The organism is Streptomyces sp. DT224 (assembly GCF_049844595.1).
Classification (GTDB): domain Bacteria; phylum Actinomycetota; class Actinomycetes; order Streptomycetales; family Streptomycetaceae; genus Streptomyces.
In genome coordinates, this window is record NZ_JBNCLI010000004.1 from 192,296 (window position 1) to 210,951 (window position 18,656).

The 18,656-nt window shown below is 71.5% G+C and carries 17 protein-coding genes; 5 read left to right on the forward strand and 12 right to left on the reverse strand.

What is annotated here, in order from left to right; translation table 11 throughout:
• Positions 1 to 360: 360 nt before the first annotated feature.
• From ACLQ2N_RS11235 to ACLQ2N_RS11245, 3 genes are all read right to left on the reverse strand, one after another.
• Positions 361 to 1,218: a sulfurtransferase gene (locus ACLQ2N_RS11235; RefSeq protein WP_425811634.1), complete on the reverse strand. Its 858-nt coding sequence runs from the start codon at positions 1,216 to 1,218 to the stop codon at positions 361 to 363.
• Positions 1,219 to 1,661: 443 nt separating this feature from the next.
• A complete protein-coding gene (locus ACLQ2N_RS11240; RefSeq protein WP_425811636.1) occupies positions 1,662 to 3,584 on the reverse strand; it encodes a heparinase II/III domain-containing protein in 1,923 nt (640 codons plus the stop codon).
• A 245-nt stretch (positions 3,585 to 3,829) separates the two neighbouring features.
• On the reverse strand, positions 3,830 to 4,111 hold the full coding sequence (locus ACLQ2N_RS11245) for a hypothetical protein (RefSeq protein ID WP_425811638.1): 282 nt from the start codon (positions 4,109 to 4,111) through the stop codon (positions 3,830 to 3,832).
• A gap of 296 nt (positions 4,112 to 4,407) precedes the next feature.
• On the opposite strand from ACLQ2N_RS11245, the gene ACLQ2N_RS11250 reads away from it, so the two are divergent.
• From ACLQ2N_RS11250 to ACLQ2N_RS11260, 3 genes are all read left to right on the forward strand, one after another.
• On the forward strand, positions 4,408 to 4,809 hold the full coding sequence (locus ACLQ2N_RS11250) for a hypothetical protein (RefSeq protein WP_425811640.1): 402 nt from the start codon (positions 4,408 to 4,410) through the stop codon (positions 4,807 to 4,809).
• A 188-nt stretch (positions 4,810 to 4,997) separates the two neighbouring features.
• Complete coding sequence (locus tag ACLQ2N_RS11255) at positions 4,998 to 5,945, forward strand: hypothetical protein (RefSeq protein ID WP_425811642.1); 948 nt, start codon at positions 4,998 to 5,000, stop codon at positions 5,943 to 5,945.
• Between the two features lie 54 nt (positions 5,946 to 5,999).
• On the forward strand, positions 6,000 to 6,482 hold the full coding sequence (locus ACLQ2N_RS11260; RefSeq protein WP_425811644.1) for a hypothetical protein: 483 nt from the start codon (positions 6,000 to 6,002) through the stop codon (positions 6,480 to 6,482).
• On the opposite strand, the gene ACLQ2N_RS11265 is transcribed toward ACLQ2N_RS11260, so the two are convergent.
• Both ACLQ2N_RS11265 and ACLQ2N_RS11270 read right to left on the reverse strand, forming a co-directional pair.
• Entirely contained in the window at positions 6,475 to 6,885 is a 411-nt protein-coding gene (locus tag ACLQ2N_RS11265) for a (R)-mandelonitrile lyase (protein ID WP_425811646.1), read from the reverse strand. The two genes, ACLQ2N_RS11260 and ACLQ2N_RS11265, sit on opposite strands and share 8 nt — an antisense overlap.
• 26 nt (positions 6,886 to 6,911) lie before the next feature.
• Positions 6,912 to 7,928, reverse strand: a complete 1,017-nt coding sequence (locus ACLQ2N_RS11270) for a zinc-dependent alcohol dehydrogenase family protein (RefSeq protein ID WP_425811648.1) — start codon at positions 7,926 to 7,928, stop codon at positions 6,912 to 6,914.
• Between the two features lie 173 nt (positions 7,929 to 8,101).
• On the opposite strand from ACLQ2N_RS11270, the gene ACLQ2N_RS11275 reads away from it, so the two are divergent.
• Positions 8,102 to 8,989 carry a helix-turn-helix transcriptional regulator gene (locus ACLQ2N_RS11275; protein ID WP_425811650.1) on the forward strand — a complete coding sequence of 296 codons (888 nt, stop codon included), beginning with the start codon at positions 8,102 to 8,104 and terminating at the stop codon, positions 8,987 to 8,989.
• A 22-nt stretch (positions 8,990 to 9,011) separates the two neighbouring features.
• On the opposite strand, the gene ACLQ2N_RS11280 is transcribed toward ACLQ2N_RS11275, so the two are convergent.
• Entirely contained in the window at positions 9,012 to 9,620 is a 609-nt protein-coding gene (locus ACLQ2N_RS11280) for a TetR/AcrR family transcriptional regulator (protein WP_425811652.1), read from the reverse strand.
• A gap of 247 nt (positions 9,621 to 9,867) precedes the next feature.
• On the opposite strand from ACLQ2N_RS11280, the gene ACLQ2N_RS11285 reads away from it, so the two are divergent.
• On the forward strand, positions 9,868 to 11,355 hold the full coding sequence (locus tag ACLQ2N_RS11285) for a DHA2 family efflux MFS transporter permease subunit (protein ID WP_425811654.1): 1,488 nt from the start codon (positions 9,868 to 9,870) through the stop codon (positions 11,353 to 11,355).
• Positions 11,356 to 11,426: 71 nt separating this feature from the next.
• Here ACLQ2N_RS11285 and ACLQ2N_RS11290 read toward each other — a convergent pair whose 3' ends face one another.
• The 6 genes from ACLQ2N_RS11290 to ACLQ2N_RS11315 form a co-directional block, all read right to left on the reverse strand.
• Positions 11,427 to 13,061 (reverse strand): acyl-CoA dehydrogenase family protein, encoded by a 1,635-nt coding sequence (locus tag ACLQ2N_RS11290; RefSeq protein ID WP_425811656.1) that lies wholly within the window; start codon positions 13,059 to 13,061, stop codon positions 11,427 to 11,429.
• A 25-nt stretch (positions 13,062 to 13,086) separates the two neighbouring features.
• Positions 13,087 to 14,055 (reverse strand): NAD(P)H-dependent flavin oxidoreductase, encoded by a 969-nt coding sequence (locus tag ACLQ2N_RS11295; protein WP_425811658.1) that lies wholly within the window; start codon positions 14,053 to 14,055, stop codon positions 13,087 to 13,089.
• A 2-nt stretch (positions 14,056 to 14,057) separates the two neighbouring features.
• Entirely contained in the window at positions 14,058 to 15,206 is a 1,149-nt protein-coding gene (locus ACLQ2N_RS11300) for an acyl-CoA dehydrogenase family protein (RefSeq protein WP_425811660.1), read from the reverse strand.
• Positions 15,207 to 15,253: 47 nt separating this feature from the next.
• A complete protein-coding gene (locus ACLQ2N_RS11305) occupies positions 15,254 to 16,444 on the reverse strand; it encodes a CaiB/BaiF CoA transferase family protein (RefSeq protein WP_425811662.1) in 1,191 nt (396 codons plus the stop codon).
• The gene (locus tag ACLQ2N_RS11310) at positions 16,441 to 17,763 is read right to left on the reverse strand and encodes an MFS transporter (protein WP_425811664.1); all 1,323 of its coding nucleotides are present in this window, start codon (positions 17,761 to 17,763) and stop codon (positions 16,441 to 16,443) included. The genes ACLQ2N_RS11305 and ACLQ2N_RS11310 overlap by 4 nt, the downstream gene beginning before the upstream one ends.
• Before the next feature lie 76 nt (positions 17,764 to 17,839).
• Positions 17,840 to 18,634 (reverse strand): enoyl-CoA hydratase-related protein, encoded by a 795-nt coding sequence (locus ACLQ2N_RS11315; RefSeq protein WP_425811665.1) that lies wholly within the window; start codon positions 18,632 to 18,634, stop codon positions 17,840 to 17,842.
• Positions 18,635 to 18,656 lie beyond the last annotated feature (22 nt).

The following is an 18,656-nucleotide window of genomic DNA, read 5'->3' on the forward strand; positions in this document are numbered from 1 at the left end:
TCCCTCCACCCAGCGAACCTGCTTCCGGCATTCGCCGGAGCGTTTGCGTTCCTGCTCCTTCCCCTTGCTGGTGCCGCCTGCCTGGCCGGCCGCACCCGCGTCACGGATGCAGCCCCACGCGATGCACAGGAACGGTCCGTTGCTGCAGCCGAAGGGCGACTGCGGTAGGCCGATGCCGCGCTCCGCGTCGTCGACATGTCGCGGTGGGAGGAGCACTCCGCTGTCATCTCCGAAATCGGCGACCGTGCGCAGTGCCCACCTCCCGGGCAGCGGCCCGGGCGTTCCGAAGAACGGGCCGGCCGTTCCCGGCGAGCCACTGAAGGGCATCCGTTGAGCTGCAACGGGCGCGAGAGGGACGGATCAGCGGGCCGGGCCGGTTTCCACCTGCCGGCTGTCGTCGCGGCTGTAGGCCGACCAACCGCCGACGAAGAGACGGCCAGTGTCGTACCCCACATGTTCCAGTGCCAGCAGGTTGTGACATGCCGTCACCCCGGATCCGCAGTAGGAGACGACCTGAGACGCGTTCTCCATGCGCACGCCCGCGGCGGCGAAGTGAGCACGCATCTTCTGCGGCGGCAGGAGACGGCCTTCACTGTCCAGGTTTTCCCGGCACGGTACGTTCAGTGCGCCGGGGACATGCCCGGGGCGCGGGTCGACCGGATCTGTTTGCCCGATGAAGCGGTCACGGTTGCGGGCGTCGATGGTAAGGGCGCCGGGCCCCGCGGCCTCATCGGCGTCTGCCAGGTGCCCGGCCGGCCAGGGGCGTGCCGTGAAGTCACCCTGGGCGGTGACCGCTTTCTCCACCGTCAGGGTGTCCGGAAACAATTGAAGGTAGGCCCTCAGTCCGCCGTCGAGAACCGCCGCCTGCCGGCCGGTGACCCGGATCATCCAGACCAGCCGTGCCGCTATGACCCCGCCCTGGTCGTCGTACGCCACGACGATGTCGCTGTCGTTGACTCCCAGCGCGCGCATACCCTCGGCGAACACCTCCGGCGACGGCAGAGGATTTCTGCCGCCGGCCGGTGTGGGCGGTCCCGTCAGCCAACGGTCGAGGTCCACGAATACCGCTCCGGGCAAGTGTCCTGCTTCGTAGGCGGCTCGTCCGGACCTGCCATCGAGGTACCACCGCACGTCCATCAGCACCACCCGCCCGGGTAGGCCGCTCAGTTCCTCGCTCCGCACGAACGGTGCGACAGTCACGTGCTCGAACGCATTCATACGCGCACTCTAACTCGATGTCCACATTGCGGTACTGAGGCGCTCGAATAATGAGACGGCTGTGAAGGCTGGCATGCTGTCGGCATCTGGCATCGACACCGGGCCATCGACGGCTCGGGCTGGGGGAGGAGCGGCCGGCCAGGACGTCGCCGGCGAGCATCTGAACGCTCCAGGCCACGCCCTTTTGCCGGCCCGCAGCGGCCAGGAGAGGTGGGCGTCGTCGGCCCTCGCGTCCTGGCTGCCGGACGGCCTGCCCAGGAGGTGACGAGGGGCGGCCGGCAGGGCTGGACGTCGCTCAGCGAGGAGTTGTCACTGGTCGCTCACGGACAGCCAGCAACCGCCTTCCGGATGGTCAGCGCCGCCGTCGCAGGGACGGCCGCGGCGACAAGTGCGTCTCGTACGCCAGGGATTCCCTTCGCGGGATGTGCGGGGGTGGGTACGGGTCAGGCGGAGCCGGGACGCAGGGTGAAGGTGAGAGCGCAGTCCCGTAGCGGCTCACGGGTGCGCACGACCACACGCCGGGCGAGGCGCGGCTCTCCGAATCTGGGCGCGAACTCCTCGGACTCGACCTGTACGTCGACATCCGGACGGTCCGGCAGCTCGATGATCAGTACGGCTTGCTCGCCGCGCAGGAGGACGTGCCCGGGGGTGACCTCGACCGCGGCGTAGGTGGTGAACGCCGTTTCCGCGGTGCGGGGGGAGCCGAAGGCGAAGGAGTCGGTGAGGCGGATGAAGGGCTCCGGTCCGCGTTGCAGCCTCAGGGTGCGGTGCAGGGCTTTCGGGGCGGTTTCAGCGGGGTAGGCGGCGGTGAGGTCGTAGCGGACCTCGTCGTACTCCTCGCTCTGCCGGATGGCGAGCACGCCCGCGGTGTGGGCGGAGCCCGCCGCCTGCTCCGCACCTGCCGGGCGGGGCACGGAGTGGCCCCGCGAGGAGTTCACGAACTGCTTGTAGCGGTGCTCGTTGAAGTAATCCCGCGTGTACAGCCCCGCGCCGGGGTCCACGACGAGGTCTTCGCCGCCGGCGCGCACGATGAGGGATCCGAGGTCGTTCTGGTTGTGCAGCTCGTCGTTGCGCCCTCCCTTGACGGCCGCGGCGAGGGCGTCGGGGTCGTCCGGGTCGGCGCGTGTGATCAGCCATTGGATGCCCCGGAACCAGTCCGACCGTCTGACCGGCGGGTAGGGGCGGTCCTCAGCCCGACGCCCCTCGCTGAGCACGGAACGCAGGGCGGTGGTGACCGCCGAGTTGGTGCGCGTCCAGGTCCAGGTGGCGGACGGCCCGGACCCGAGATCCTTCAGGCCCTCCTCTCGGAACCGGCTTCCCAGGTCGTGCAGGAGCCAGCCGGGGAAATCCGTACGGCTGTCGACGTCCGAGAAGGTCACCCAGGAGGCGCTGGTGAGCCGGGAGCGCAGGGGGAAACGCGCGATGTCGGCGACGACCGGGGTCTCGAACCAGTTCCAGCTGCCCCCGGTGCGCCGCTCGACCAGATCGGCCAGCTGGCAGAAGGAGCCGAAGCCGAACGTCCAGTAGCCGACGCCCTCACTGGTGCCCCCGTCGGGGTCGAAGGTCCCCAGGTAGTCCTCCATCGAGCGAGCCGCCTTCGTGAGGATGCGGGCGAGCCGGTCGGCGTCCTGTTCGAGGTAACAGGCCGCCCCGGCGGCCCCGAGACCGCAGACCGCCGTCCAGTTGCTCACCCCGGTGTCGGCCGTCCCGTACAGCCAGCGCCATGCGTCGTTCTCCAGGTAGGGAGTGATGACGCGCCGGTCGGCCTCGGTACGGATGCGGTCGGCCACGGGGCCGGGCAGGGCGTCCCCGAGCACGGCCAGCGTCTCGGCCAGCCCGACTGCGGTGAGAGCGGAGAAGAGGTCGACCACGGGATCGCCGGGGTCGGGGAACTCGGTCGGCTCATGGGCGGGGAAGGACCAGGAGGTCTCCTCGCAGATCATCCAGACGAGGTCGATCAAGGCGTCGAGTACCTGGCCGGTGGGGCGCAGACAGTAGCCCACCAGCAGATCGGCGAGCATGTCGCGACGCTCGTACCACGGATTCTCGTAGGGCAGCCGCTCCCCGGTGCGGAGGAACGCGCGCCACAGGGAGGACGTCAGGTGCGGGACGGGACGTCCGGCGGCCTCCTGCGCCGCCTCGGTCAGCGCCTCGGCCGCCGGGCCCAGCCGCTTCGCCACCGCGTCCCAGGACGGGCGGTCCTCGGCCCGGGGGAAGAGGAACCACTCGGAGGGGGCCGATACGAGCATGGCCCGGACCTCGGAGGCGCAACGCCGGGGAAGCCGGGCTGCCGCGGGGTCCCAGGCGGTGACACTGTCCGGCCGCGCGGGAGGCGGAGCCGTTTCCACGGATACGTGGTCAGCCATGGATGAGTGCCTCCTGAAGTTCCCTGCGGAGCTGGTCGCCGGCGGTGATTTCGCTGCCGATGCGTCGGTGGAGGAGCCTGCCGTCTCCCTCGGCGTCGCCTTCCGCGCACCGGTCGGCCCGGGCCGGGCGGGGTGCACGGGCCGGGGGTCCGCTCGGGATGACGGGAGGCAGAACTGCGGCCTGCCGAAACCCCTCCGAACGAGAGGTTGCAACATGCACGGAAACGACGTCAATGCCAGAACGGCTACAACGCCGACGTGGCGGGAAGAGACTCCGCGTACCGCAGTTCGGTGATGCCGCGCGACGCGATATAGGCGCTGTCGCGGGCGCGCTCGGCCGTGACGACCGCGGGGCGGATCCCCTCGTCGATCAGCGCGAAGAACGCCTCCGCCGCGTCGAGTCCGGCCTCCCCGGACTCCGGGAGGACCAGGGCGGTGGGGCGCCGGAGCGGCGTCGGGGGAGTGCTGGGGAACTCCGCGATGAGGTCGGCGATCCTGCGGCCCGCCGGCTTGACCTCGTTGTCCACGGTGAGGAGGCCGGGTTCGTACTCGTACTCTACGAACCCGGAGAGGTGCCGGCCGATGTCGTGGCTGCCCCAAGGTGCAGCCCCAGATGCCGGACGCGGAGACGGTGTTGCGCACGAGTGCCTCGGCCCAGCCGGGAATGGACTCCCGGGTGCGCTCGGCGGGGGAGGCGCCGAACTCCTGGAGCCACTTGGGCCGGCCGGGCCGCGCGGCGAATGCCTCGGCCAGCTCGGACATGTACTCGCCGGGATGGAGCGTGCGCGTGCTTCTCCGCCGAGGACGGCCGTGCCACCCGTAATTGCTGCGGGAGTGCTTCGGCCCGGCCTCTCTGGTCGTCACGTACACATCGGCCGAGGACCTGCACCACACTCTGCGCATCCTGCCGCGCGCCCTCACCGCGTCCGTGCACGGACAGCAGGGAGAGGACGAGGCCCTCGCCCGTCGGATCTCGGCCACGCTGAGTGCCGGCCGTGTGATCTGGAACGGCTGGCCCACCGGCGTCGCCGTCACCCCCGCAATGCACCATGGCGGGCCCTGGCCGGCCACCACGTCTTCCCTGCACACAAGCGCCGGCAGCAGAGCCATAGCGCGCTGGATGCGGCCTGTGGCCTACCAGAACATGCCGGAGGAACTCCTTCCCGAGCCGCTCCGTCGCGCCAACCGTTGGAACGTCCCCCGACAAGTGGGCAACCGCTCCTGAGAGGGAGGGGAAGGGTCACAGGCGCGGATCACCAGGAACCCGCGAGGCTTACCCGGAGCCGCAGCGCTGACCTGCCCTTTCTGACCCAGGCCGTCAGCTTCCCCGTGTTGCCTTCGTGCGCGGGGCACCATGGAGTTGCCGGGTACGCCGCCGGATGGCGCGGCCGGGGGTGTGCGACGATCGCGGGCATGACACCCCCCGCGGCTTCGCTGCCGCCCGACGGTTCCCCCGAAGGCGCGAACAGCCCCTCGGCCATGGCCGTACTGGCGGCGCTCCTGGACCGCTCGGTGATCCAGATCGCCGAGGCCGCGGCGGATGCCCGCCGGTACGACCGGGAAGCGATCCGAGCGGCCTCCGACGTGTGGGACAACAACCTCTTCCCGCTCTTCAGGGCCGCGCACTCGGCCCGTCCGCGCAAGCGCGAACGGCGGGCGCTGGCCGCCCTGACGTGGATGGCCGGGATCAGTGAGCGCCGCCGCCGGTGGATGACGGAGCAGGCCGCCGCCGCCGGGTATGACATAGGCCCGCTGCTCTCCTCTGCCGAGCCGTACATCCCGGGCCGGGACTCTCGCGGGCACGTCATGGCGCCGCTGCCCCGGGCGGTGACCGCCACGTGCGTCGAGGAACTGCTGCCCGACTACGACCTGGCGGCGGCCGAGGTCAGCCATCTGCGGCTGGAACGTGCCGGCGCGGACCTGACCGCCCTGCTCCAGCTGGCCGTCCCGCGCAGATTCGCCGTCGCGGAGGGCGGGGCCGTGGACCCCGCCCTGCTGAACGTCTCGCTGGACCGGGTCACCGAGGCCGCATTCGACCTGTCGGACACGCGGGGTGCGGTCCTGGATCCCCGGGCCGACGGGATCACCGTATCCGTGGGAGCGGGCGGCCGCCTCCGCGCGGAAGTCGCCGAGTACTGGTGCCACGACCGCTCCTGGTACCTCTCCGCCGCAGGCCGGCGCGCAGACGCCGTGACACCACCGCGCGGCGAACGGCCGGGGCGGCTCAATCCGCCGCCGCAGGAGGGAAGGCTGGGGCCCGACGCGCATGCAGCCGCCGTGCTGCTGCGCCACGTCATGTGGGAGATCCGGTCGGTGCGGTATCCCGACGAAGCCGATCGGGTTCCCGTACGGGCCCTGTGACGGGTCTTCAAGGGGGCGGGAACGGCGATCCTCGCCGCCGGGTCCGCACCGCGTGTGCACCGGGAGGCGGCCTTCCGGGACCTGATCCTCGCCTGGGCCGACCGGGGCGGCCCGGTCCTCGCCCGCAGGTTCGCGGAGATCCTCAGGTCGGGCCCGGGCCGCGACGACCTCATCGAGGCCGGCGAGGACCCCGTACGAGCGCCCTCCCCGCTCACCGGAACGCCTCGGACCCCGGAGCCGCCACTCCGGGCGGCGCTCGTCATGGCGGCCTGGACGGCCGCCCGCACCGGCTACCGCACGGAGCACCCTGCCGAGGCCCAGCTCCAACTGGCCCTCCCGGCGGAGCCCGGTGCGCCGTGGCGCCTGCGCACCGTCAGCTGCACCGAGCCCCGCGACTTCCGCGTCGTCGACGCCGCCTTCCGGGGGCCCGGCGCGCTCGCCCGTACGGGGAAGGCCACCGGCCCCAGCAGCATCGGCCTGCACCGGGGCGCGCTGTACGTCGCCACGGAAGAGGGCTGGAGCGCATCGGTCAGCTGACGGCGGGAGCGGCCCCGTACTCCTCATCGGTGACCGGGGTCAGCCAGTGCACGACGTCGTGGTCGGCGTCCGCCTCGTTGATGGCCAGGTGCACCATGAGGCGGTCCGGGGCCGCGCCGTGCCAGTGTTCCTCGTCGGCCTCGAACAGGACGCGGTCGCCGGGCCGGATGACCTCGACGGGTCCGCCGCGGCGCTGGCACAGGCCGACGCCTTCGGTGACGAAGACGGTCTGGCTCAGCGGGTGGCGGTGCCAGTGGGTGCGGGCCCCGGGCATGAAGTGGACCAGGTTGGCGCTGACCCGGGACGGGGCCGGGGCCGCGGCGACGGCGTCGATGTAGACGTCGCCGGTGAACCAGTCGGCGGGGCCCTTGACGGTGCGGACCGAGCTCCGGGTGATCTGCATGGGTACTCCTTGTGCGGGGTGGCGGGTCAGGGCGTGAGGAGGGTCTTGATCGCGCGGCGTTCGTCCATCGCGCGGTAGCCCTCGGCGACCTGGTCCAGGGGCAGGGTGAGGTCGAAGACCCTGCCCGGGTCGATCGCACGGTTCAGGACTCGGTCGATCAGATCGGGGAGGTAGCGGCGTACCGGGGCGGGGCCGCCGCGCAGGCCGACGTGGGAGAAGAACAGCTCCTGCCCGTCCACCGCTACCTCGTGCGGGACGCCGACGAAGCCGACGTTACCGCCGGGCCGGGCCGAGTGCAGGGCCTGGCCCATGGCCTGGGCCGTTCCGACGCACTCCAGGACGGAGTCCGCGCCGATGCCGCCGGTCAGCTCCTTGATCCGGGCGACACCCTCCTCGCCGCGCTCGGTGACGATGTCCGTCGCGCCGAACTCGCGGGCGAGCCTCTGCCGGGGCTCGTGGCGGGACATGGCGATGATCCGCTCCGCGCCCCGCTCCTTCGCCGCGATCACCGCGCACAGGCCCACCGCCCCGTCGCCGACGACCACGGCGGTCGAGCCGGGCCGCACCTCGGCGGCATCCGCGGCCCACCAGCCGGTGCCCATCACGTCGGACACGGCCAGCAGACCCGGCCAGAACTCCTCGCCCGGCACCTCGTCGGTGGCGACCAGGGTGCCCTGCGCGTTCGGGATGCGGACGTACTCGGCCTGGCAGGTGGACATGAACTCGCGGTTCAGGCAGTTCGACTGGAAGCCGTTCGCGCAGTTGGCGCAGGTGTTGTCCGAGGTCGCGAACGACCCGACGACGAACTGTCCCGGCCTGACCGAGGTGACCTCGGAGCCGACCTCCTCGACGAAGCCCACGTACTCGTGGCCCATCGGGTGGGGTCGCTCCGTGGGCTCCGCGCCCCGGTAGGGCCACAGGTCGGACCCGCACACACAGGTCACGGCGGTACGGATGACCGCGTCGGTCGGTTTGAGGATCTTCGCGTCGTCCACGGTCTCGAAGCGGACGTCGCCGGGGGCGTGGATCACAGCTCCGCGCATGAGAAAGGGCTCCTTGCCTAGGGGGAGGCGGGGGCGGTTCCTGTCACTCGAAAGAGTGCACCGGACACCACCTCCTCCAGGTAACCGCCTTTCCGCGCGGGCAGCGAGTCACTGACAAGGGGTGTACCGGCAGTGCACCCCTTCCGCGCCCGGCAGGCCGTACCGTCGAAGGCATGGACAACCGCGAGGAGGTCCGCGAGTTCCTGACCTCGCGGCGCGCCAGGATCACCCCCGAGCAGGCCGGCCTGCCCTCCGGCAGCAGACGCCGGGTGCCCGGGCTGCGCCGCAGCGAGGTCGCGGCGCTGGCCGACATGAGCGTCGAGTACTACGCCAAGCTGGAGCGGGGCAACCTCGCCGGTGTCTCCCCGCCCGTGCTGGAGGCCGTCGCCCGCGCCCTGCGCCTGGACGACGCCGAGCGCGCCCATCTGCTGAACCTGGCCCGCGCCGCGGACGGCTCCGACGTGCTCACCCGGCCCCGCCGCCGGAGCACCGGCAAGTGGACCCCCCACCGCAGCCTGCAGTGGACCCTGGACGCGATCACCGCCGGGCCCGCGTTCGTCCGTAACGGGCGCATGGACTGCCTCGCCGCGAACGACCTCGCCCGCGCGTTCTACAGCGACCTCTATGCGCATCCGGACAACCAGGGCAATCTGGCCCGCTTCCAGTTCCTCGACCCCGCGTCCCGGCGCTTCTACCCCGACTGGGACGTCTTCGCCGACGTGGCCGTGGCGATCCTGCGCACGGAGGCGGGCCGCGACCCGTACGACAAGGACCTGCACGACCTGGTCGGGGAGCTGTCCACCCGCAGCGAGGAGTTTCGCACCCGCTGGGGCGCCCACAACGTCCGCCACCACGGCACCGGGACCAAGCGCTTCCATCACCCGGTGGTCGGCGAGCTCACCCTCGCCTTCGAGGGCCTGGAGATGGCCGCCGCCCCCGGCCTCACGCTCACCGTCTACGCGGCCGAACCCGGCTCCGCCTCCGAGGAGGCGCTGCGTCTGCTCGCCTCGTGGAACGCCACCGGAACCCGGCCACCGACGCGGCGGTCACCGGCCGGCTGACGGCACGGGAGGCCCGCGCGCCTCAGAAGCCCGACGGGGAAGGGCTGCCCACCAGGCCGTCGCTCACCGGCCGCGGGGTGCCCGCGCCGTGTATGAAGACCGAGGTGACGGCGGCGGCAGCGGGCTCCACGCCCAGCTTGGCGTGCAGCGCCTGGCCCAGTGCGCCTTGCAGGAGCGCTCTGTAGAGGTCGAGCAGCGTGTCGGGGCCGAGATCCGTGCGCCAGGTGCCGTCGGCCGATCCCCGGACGAACAGCGCGGTGAGGGGCGCCATGAGCTGGCGGGCGGTCTCGTCGGGCACGGCGGGCTTGCCGTGGATGCGCATCAGCGCCTGGTACTTGGCGGCCTGGCCCATCGCGATCCGGCTCACCCGCGCCACGCCCTCGGGCACGGCGACGCGGTCCAGGCCGGCGTCCGCCAGCTTGCCGATCAACTCGGCGCACGCTTCCTGGGACAGGGCGTCCAGCAAGGTCTCGCGGCTGGGGAAGTGGCGGTAGAGAGTGGTGCGGCCCACGCCGGCTGCCGCCGCGACGTCCGCCATGCTGACGCTCTCGCCCCGGCGGGCGAGCAGCATCGCGGCGGCGTCGAGAATCGCGATCGCAACGCGATCGCGCAGGTGCACGTTTCTTGTCATCAATCCAAAAGATACTGGCCTACCGGCGCTGGTACATTCATGTTCCACAACGGATCGCATGAGTCCCGCCCGGTGAGTCGTCCGTCGTGGACCGCGCCTCGGCGGATCTCCGACCTTCCCGCGGAAGGGTGGATTCCGTATCCATGTCCGCCGGAGCGCGCACACCGTCGCCGCCAGCCGGAGGCACGGGGGGTGGACAGATCAAGCGGGCCCCGGGCAGCTCCGCATCTTCTCCGAAAGGTGAGTCATGACCACGTCGCAAAAAATCGAGTCGAGCCCTCCCGGGGGAGGGGGCAGCTCTGGCGACAAGCTGGACAGCAAGGTCCTCCTCGTGGCCGGTGTGGTCGTGCTCGGCGGGATCATGTCGATCCTGGACATCACCGTGGTCTCGGTCGGACTGCAGACGTTCCAGAAGGAGTTCCAGGCGACCTCGGCCCAGGTCGCCTGGACGATGACCGGTTACACGCTGGCCCTGGCGAGCGTCATCCCGCTCACCGGCTGGGCCGCCGACAGGTTCGGCACAAAACGTCTCTATCTGCTCGCGGTCGCGTTGTTCGCGGCCGGGTCGGCGCTGTGCGCCGCGGCCGACTCCCTGGAGATGCTGGTCGCGTTCCGGGTGATCCAAGGGCTGGGCGGCGGCATGCTGATGCCGCTCGGCATGACCATTCTGACGCGTGCGGCCGGCCCCGAGAGGGTCGGCCGGGTGATGGCCGTGCTCGGTATCCCCATGCTCCTCGGCCCCATCTTCGGCCCGATTCTGGGTGGTTGGCTGATCGACATCGCCACCTGGCACTGGATCTTCCTGATCAACCTGCCGATCGGCGCGATCGCGCTCGTGTACGCGGCGCTCGTGCTGCCCAAGGACAACGTGGAGCCGTCCGAGACCTTCGACTGGGTGGGCGTGCTGCTTCTCTCGCCCGGCCTCGCGTGCTTCCTGTACGGCGTCTCCTCCATCCCGGAGACCGGCACCGTCTGGGCCACCAAGGTCCTCGTACCCGCGCTCATCGGTCTGGTGCTCGTCGCCGCGTTCGTGCCCTGGGCGCTGCGGCCCAGCAACATCCACCCGCTGATCGATCTGCGGCTCTTCCAGAACCGTGACCTGAGCGTCGCCGTGATAGCCATGTCGCTGTTCGCGATGGCGTTCTTCGGCGCCAGCCTGCTGTTCCCGCTCTACTTCCAGCAGGTGCGCGGGGAGTCGGCGCTCGACTCGGGCGTTCTGCTCGCCCCGCAGGGCATCGGCGCGATGATCACCATGCCGATCGCCGGCATGCTCGCCGACCGCATCGGCCCCGGCAAGATCGTCATGACCGGCATCGCGGTCATCACCATCGGCATGGGCATGTTCACGCAGCTCACGGCCGACACGTCCTACACGTACATCATCGCCGCGCTCTTCATCATGGGCCTCGGTATGGGTGCCTCCATGATGCCGATCATGGCGTCGGCGCTGGCCACCCTGAGGGAGCACACGGTCGCCCGTGGCTCGACGCTGATGAACATCGTCCAGCAGGTCGCCGCCTCGATCGGCACCGCCCTGTTCTCGGTGCTCCTCACCAACGGCCTCAAGGACATCACCGCGAGGACCCCGGACGGCATCAAGGACCAGATGGGTGACGCCTTCGCCTCGGTGTTCCTGGTGGCGGCCGTCCTCATCGCCGTGTGCCTGATTCCGGCGCTGCTGCTGCCGCGCAGGAAGGTGAAGGCGGCGGACCCGACCGTGATGGTCGGGCACTGAACGGACGGCATCGCCCGGTGAACGCCGCCGGGCCGGGACGGCCTCGTGCCGCCTCCGGCCCGGCGGCGTTCTCAGTCGCGCGCACCGGCCGGAACGCGCTCCAGGATCGCGGCCGTGTCGGTCGGCGCCGGCAGCGTACCGAAGGCGATGCCCCAGCCGCCGCCGAGGCGGGACGCGGTGAACGCGTCGGCGACCGCGGGAGTGCCGTGCCGCACCAGCAGTGACGCCTGGAACAGCAGCGCCATGCGTTCCACGACGTGACGCGCCTGGAACTCCAGGTTGTCGGTGTCCGCCACGTGCTTGAGCAGGTCGGTGATGCCCTGGTCGAGATGGCGGTCGGCGCCCTCGGCGAGCCGTATCTCGGCCAGGAAGCTGTCGAGGGTCTCGGGCCGGCGACGGATCGCCCGGAGTACGTCGAGCGCCGCCACGTTTCCGGCGCCCTCCCAGATCGACTGCAGCGGCGCCTCCCGGTACAGGCGGGGCATGCCCGACGTCTCGATGTAGCCGTTGCCGCCCAGGCATTCCAGGGCCTCCCCGACCACGGACTGGGCGCGCTTGCACACCCAGTACTTGGTCACCGCCAGGCCGAGGCGCCGTACGTGCGACTCCTCCTCCGAGGTGGCGGCCCGGTCGGTGGCGCCGCCGAGCCGCATCAGGGCGAGCACGGCCGCTTCCGACTCCAGCGTGAGGTCGGCCAGGACGTTGCGCATCAGCGGCTGCTCGATCAGGTGCTTGCCGAACGCCGATCGGTGCCGGGCGTGGTGCACGGCACGCGTGAGCGCCTGGCGCATGAACGCCGAGCTGAGCACGGTGCAGTTCAGGCGCGTGAAGTTGACCATCTCCATGATGGTGCGCACCCCCCGCCCCTCCTCGCCGATCAGCCAGCCGGTCGCCCCGTGGTACTCGATCTCGGCGGAGGCGTTGGAGCGGTTGCCGAGCTTGTCCTTGAGCTGCTCGATGCGGATGGGGTTGCGCGAACCGTCGGGGAGCACCCGGGGCAGGAGCAGGCACGTGATGCCGGCCTCGGTCCGGACGAGGGTGAGGAAGGCGTCGCTCATGGGCGCGGACGTGAACCACTTGTGGCCGAACACCTCGTACGTGCCGTCGGGGCGGGGACGGGCGTGGGAGATGTTGGCACGCACATCGGAACCGCCCTGGCGCTCGGTCATCGACATGCCGATGACGAGACCCGGCTTGTCCTCCGGCCGCCCCAGCGTGCCGTCGTACTCGGCGACGGCCAGCTTGGGCGCGTAGGCGTCTGCGACGGCCGGCGTATGACGCAGAGTGGGGACGGCGGCGTACGACATGCCGATGGGGCACATGTGGCCCGACTCGGCCTGCCCCCAGGCGAACGCCTTCGCGGTGCGGACGGCGTGCGCTGCGGGCCGCTCCTCGAACCAGGGCGCCGCGTTCAGGCCGAACTCGCAGGCCGTACGCATCAATGCGTGGTACGCCGGGTGGTATTCGACCTCGTCGCGGCGGTTGCCGACGGCGTCGTAGCGCTGAAGGACCGGCTCGTGCTCATTGGCGAGACGGCCCCACTCCAGGGCTTCGCGGCTTCCCGCTCGCCGGCCCACCTCCGCGAGGTCGTCCAGCGCCCACGCGCCGCCCTCACGGACCAGCGCCTCGCGGAGCGCGGGGTCGGCGGAGACGTCGTAGTCGACGAGTTCGGGAACCTGGTTGATGACTTCGTAGCCGGTGGGCACGGGATCTTCTCCTTGGGGGTGTGGATCAGGGACGGGCGAGGAGCGCGGCGCGGGCCTCCTCGTACTGGGCGGCGAGCCGGTCCACGAGGCCGGCGACGGGGCGGACCGCGTCGACGGAGCCGACGCCCTGGCCGGCGCCCCACACGTCGCGCCAGGCGCGGATCTCACCTGTGCCGCCGTCCCAGGCGGGCGCGGAGCCGTCGGGCGCCGTGAGCCGGTCGGGATCGAGGCCGACCGCCTCGATGCTCGGTCGCAGGTAGTTCGCGGGGATGCCGGTGAAGGTGGCGGAAGTGACGATGTCACGGGCTGAGGCGGCCACGACCATCTCTTTGTAGCGTGGGGCGGCGGCGGCCTCGTCGGTGGCGAGGAAAGCGGAGCCGACATAGGCGAGATCGGCGCCGGCAGCCTCCGCGGCGAGCAGGGAACGGCCGTGCGCCATGGCGCCGGACAGCAGCAGCGGGCCGTCGAACCAGGCGCGGATCTCGTTGAGGAGCGCGAAGGGAGACTGCGCCCCGGCATGCCCGCCGGCCCCGGCCGCCACCGCGATCAGCCCGTCCGCCCCCTTGGCGATCGCCTTGCGGGCGAAGTCGTCGCTGGTGACGTCGTGCAGGACGAGCCCGCCATAGGCGTGGACGGCCTCGTTGACCTCGGGGCGGGCGCCGAGCGAGGTGACGACGATCGGTACCCGGTGCGCGCAGACGTCGGCGAGGTCCGCCTCCAGGCGCGTGTTGGTGCGGTGCACCACCAGATTCACGGCGTACGGCGCGGCGGGCCGCTCCGGGTGGTCGGCGTCGTGATCGGCCAGGGTTTCACCGATCTGGTCCAGCCAGTCCGAAAGGACCTCCTGAGGGCGGGCGTTGAGGGTCGGGAAGGAGCCGATGACGCCGGCCAGCGACTGGGCGATCACCAGCTCGGGTCCGGATACCAGGAACATCGGGGCGGCCATCACCGGAAGGCGCAACCGCTCGCGCAGGACAGCGGGGAGAATCGTCACGATCACAGCCCCAGCGACTTGGAGACGACGCTCTTCATGACCTCACTGGTGCCACCGAAGATGCGTGACACCCTGGCGTCGGTGTAGAGCCGGGAGATCTCGTACTCCCGCATGTAGCCGTATCCGCCGTGCAGTTGCAGACAGCGGTCGATGACGCGGGCCTGCATCTCGGTGCAGAAGAGCTTGGTCTTCGCGGCGTCGGCGACGGTGAGGGTGCCCGCGTCGAGCGCGTCGAGCGCGCGGTCCGCGAGCGCCTGGCCGGCCTCGATCTCGGTGGCGCACTCCGCGAGGACGAACTTGGTGTTCTGGAAGTCGGCGACCCGCCTCCCGAACACGGTGCGTTCCTTGACGTAGGACACCGCGAGGTCCAGGGCGGCGGTCGCGGTGGCCTGCGCGTTGAGGGCGATGGTGAGGCGCTCCTGCGGGAGGTTGGCGGTGAGCAGGCCGAACGCGCCGCCCTCGGCACCGAGCAGGTTCGCGGCGGGCACCCGCACACCGTCGAAGGCCAGCTCCGCGGTGTCCTGGGCCTTGAGGCCCATCTTGTCGAGGTTGCGGCCCTTGGAGAAACCGGGCATGCCGTCCTCCACGACCAGCAGGGACAGGCCGGCGCGCCGGTCGCCCGCGCCGTCGGACGTACGGGCCACGACGATCACCAGGTCGGCGTTGATGCCCCCGGTGATGAACGTTTTCGCGCCGTTCAGGACGTACGTGTCTCCCTCGCGCACCGCGCGGGTGGCGACGCCCGCCAGGTCCGAACCGGTGCCGGGTTCGGTCATCGCGATCGAGGCGATCAGGCTTCCGTCGGCGAATCCGGGGAACCACCGCCGGCGCTGCTCCTCGGTGGCGTACTCGAGGAAGTACGGGAGGACCGTGTTGAGGTGGACCTGCAGCCCGCCCAGGGTGGCCGCGGCGTAGCCGGTCTCCTCCAGGACGACCGCGTTGAAGCGGAAGCCCTCGACGCCACCGCCTCCGTACTGCTCCGGTATCTGCAGGCCGTTGACGCCGATGCGGGCGGTGGCGCGGAACAGGTCGCGCGGCACGATCCCGGCGGCCTCCCAGGCGGGAATGTTCGGGACGACCTCCTTGGCGAAGAAGTCCCGGACGACCTCGCGGAACGCCTCGTGGTCTTCGGTGTAGACGTCTCTGCGCATGCGTGCGTGCTCCGTACGGTGTGGTGGTCGATGCGGGGGAAAAGGGCTCAGGGGGCCGGCCGGATCACACCGGCCCGGGCGAGGGCGCCGATCTCGGCGGTGCCGTAGCCCAGGTCCGAGAGCAGCTCGGTGGTGTGCTCACCGAGTCGTGGTGCGGCTCGGCGGCTTCCGCTGCCGGCCGACGCGAGGTGCCAGGGCGAGCCGAGGGTGGTGGTGTGGGTGCCGTCGGCAGCTTCCGCCTCCACGAACAGCCTGGCGGCCTCCACGTCGGGGTTCTTGCGTACGTCGTCGTAGTCACTGATCCGACCCGCGACGACCCCGTTCGAGGTGAGCAGGTCCATCGCGGCGTCCGTGGTCAGACCCGCGAAGCCCGCCCGCAGTTCGGCGAGAAGGGCCGGCCGGTGGGCCACGCGTGCGGTGTTCGTGGCGAAGCGGGCGTCGCACGGCAGGTCGTCGCGGCCCAGCAGGGCGCACAACCGGGTGAAGTGGGCGGGCGCGTACGCCGAGACGACGATCATCCCGTCGAGGGTGGGCATGAGATCGGCGGCGGGGGCCACGGCCGGCTGACCGTTGCCGCTTCGCCGGGGCGCCTCGCCGGTCAGCAGGTACTCGCCCCAGTTGGGGCCCTGGAGGTGGATGGCCACTTCGAGGAGCGACACCTCCACCTCGTCGCCGACGCCGTGCCGCAGTCGTCGCACGTACGCGCCGAGGACCGCCTGGGCGAAGACGTGTCCGGCCGCCGCGTCGACCACGGGGAACCCCACACGCTGCGGCTCGCTGTCCGCCTCGCCCGTGACCCACATGATGCCGCTCTCGGCCTGCGCGGCGATGTCCAGCCCCGGCCTGTCCCGGGAGGGGCCGTCGAGGCCGAAACCGGTGACCGTGCCGTACACGAGGTGCGGATGCGCGGCACGTACCGCCGCCGCCCCGAGGCCGAACGACTCCATGACACCCGGGCGCAGGTTCTGCACCACGATGTCCGCACCGGCCACCAGCCGGGCCGCGACCTCCCTGCCCCGCGGCTGCTTGAGGTCCAGGGCCAGGGCGCGCTTGCCGCGGTTGTACGTGCGCAGGATCGCGTCGCCGTAGCGGCCGATGCCGCGGGCCGCCTCACCGGTGACCGGCTCGACCTTGACGACGTCCGCGCCGAGGTCCACGAGTACTTGGGCAGCGGCCGGAGCCGCGATGTACTGGCCGAAGTCGATGACCCGGACACCGTCCAGGGGAAGGGTGCTCATCGGGTGCCTCCTACACGCGCACGGATACGGGCCAGGTCCTGTTCCGGCCGTACGAGGAACAGGGCGAGCGCGCCACCCGCCACCATCAGGGCCCCGGTGACGGCGAATCCGTCGCCGTAGCCGGTCCGGGCGGTGGAGGCGCTGTCCACCAGCTGGCCGAGCAGCAGGGGCGCGGCGATGCCGGCGAGGCTGTAGAAGGCGGCCAGACCGCCCATCACGGCCCCGCGCTGACGGGGGTGGACGACGTCGCCGACAGCGATGAACGCCACCGCGTAGGCGGCCGAGTTCATGGAGAAGGCGAGGCTGATGAAGACCATCTGCAACGGCCGGTCGCCGATCGCGGTGAACAGGTACATCGAGGTACCCGCCACGATGACCAGGCCGCCGGCGAGCCAGCCCCGGGCGACGCGCCTGCTCACCCCCCGCCCGGCCAGCCGATTCGAGAGCAGGCCCGCGCCGATCGCCGCCGCCGCGGCCACCGCGTAGGGAACCGTGACGAGCCAGCCGCTGGCGACGGTGCCGTAGCCGAGCCCCTCCTCCAGATACAGCGGCAGCCAGGCCACCTTGAGGGTCGTCGCGAGATAGGCGAAGGCGGTGAGGAGGGCGATGCCGGCCACGGTGCGCGTGGAGACCAGGACCCGCAGTGGTGCCTCCACGGGCAGCGCGTCCCCGGTGAAGACGCTCGCCGGGGCGTCGGCCGTACTGCCCTCGGGCGCGTCCCGGCCCAGCGTCACCCAGGCCACCAGCCACAGCACTCCGGCCGCGACCAGCACCCCGAACGCCGCGTGCCAGGACCAGCGGGAGATCACCCAGGTCAGCAGCGGGGCGGCGAGCAGCGGGCCGATGGAGGCACCCGCGGTGACCAGGCCACCGGGAACGCCCCGCTTCTCCGGGGGAAACCAGGAGTGCACCACGTGGGTGGACAGGGCGTACGCGGGGCCCTCGGCGAAACCGAGCACGATCCGGCAGACCAGGACGGTGGTGAAGCCGACCGGGCCCAGCAGCGGCACCATCGCTGCGACCCAGAGGAACATCAGGGCGGCGACCAGCCACCGCACCTTGAACCGGGCGGTGAGCGCGCCGAGCAGGACGGCCCCCACCGCGAACAGCCAGAAGAAGGAGGACTGCAGGACACCGAACTGTGCGGCGGAGATGTTCAGGTCCCGTTTGACGGCTGCTCCGGCGAAACCGAGCACCGCCTTGTCCGCGAAGTTCAGGAGCATGAACGCGAGCAGAAGGAACGTGATCAGCCAGGCCCGGCGTCCCACCGGGCGGCTGCGCGGCGCGGTGCGCCGGCTCTGAGGGCTCAACACGGTCATGGTCGTCTCCAATGGTGGGCGAGACCGCACGGAGGAAAGGAAGGAACGGCAGACGGAGAGCCGGGGCCCGGGTGGTTCAGCGGCCGACGAAGACGGGGCTGCGGCGCTCCAGGAAGGCCGCAGCGGCCTCCCGGGCGTCCTCGGAGTGGAAAGAGCGCACCATCCGGTCGGTCTCCGAGGCGAGGTAGTCCGCGAAGGGCACAGCCGCGGCGTCGAGCAGGTTCTGCTTCATGGCCCGCACCGCGAGTGGCGCGGCGGCGGCGAGCCGCCCCGCGACCGTCGCGGTGAGCTTCTCCAGACCTCCGGCCGGGGCGACCTCGGTGACCAGGCCGATCCCGGCGGCGTGGCGGGCGTCGAACCTGCCCGGAAGCAGGAAGAGCTCGCGAGCGCGGGCGGCACCGAGCAGCCGGGTCAGGAACCAGATCCCGCCGAGGTCACCGGAGAGCCCCGCGGACAGGAACGCCGTGTTGAACACCGCGTCCTCGGCAGCCAGCCGCAGGTCCGCGGCCAGCGCCAGGGAGAGACCGGCACCCGCGCAGGCGCCGTTGACGGCGGCGACCGTGGCCTGCGGCATCCGGTGCAGCTGCTCCACCACGCGAGCGGCGCGCCGCAGCCGGGCCGTGTCGCCCTCGACCGAGTCACCGCGCAGTGAGCGGGCCTCGGGCGGGGCGGCCAGGTCGGCTCCGACGCTGAACGCGGACCCCGAGCCGGTGAGCACCACCACCCGGACCTCGGGGCTCGCCTCCAGATCACCGAGGACTTCGGAGAGGTCGTGCAGCAGCCGGACCGACACGGCGTTGCGGCGCTCGGTGTTGCGCAGCGTGATCGTGGCGAGCGGACCTTCGATGGAGCAGGCGACCTGTGCGGGCATGGCGGACCTCCGGTGCGGCGCG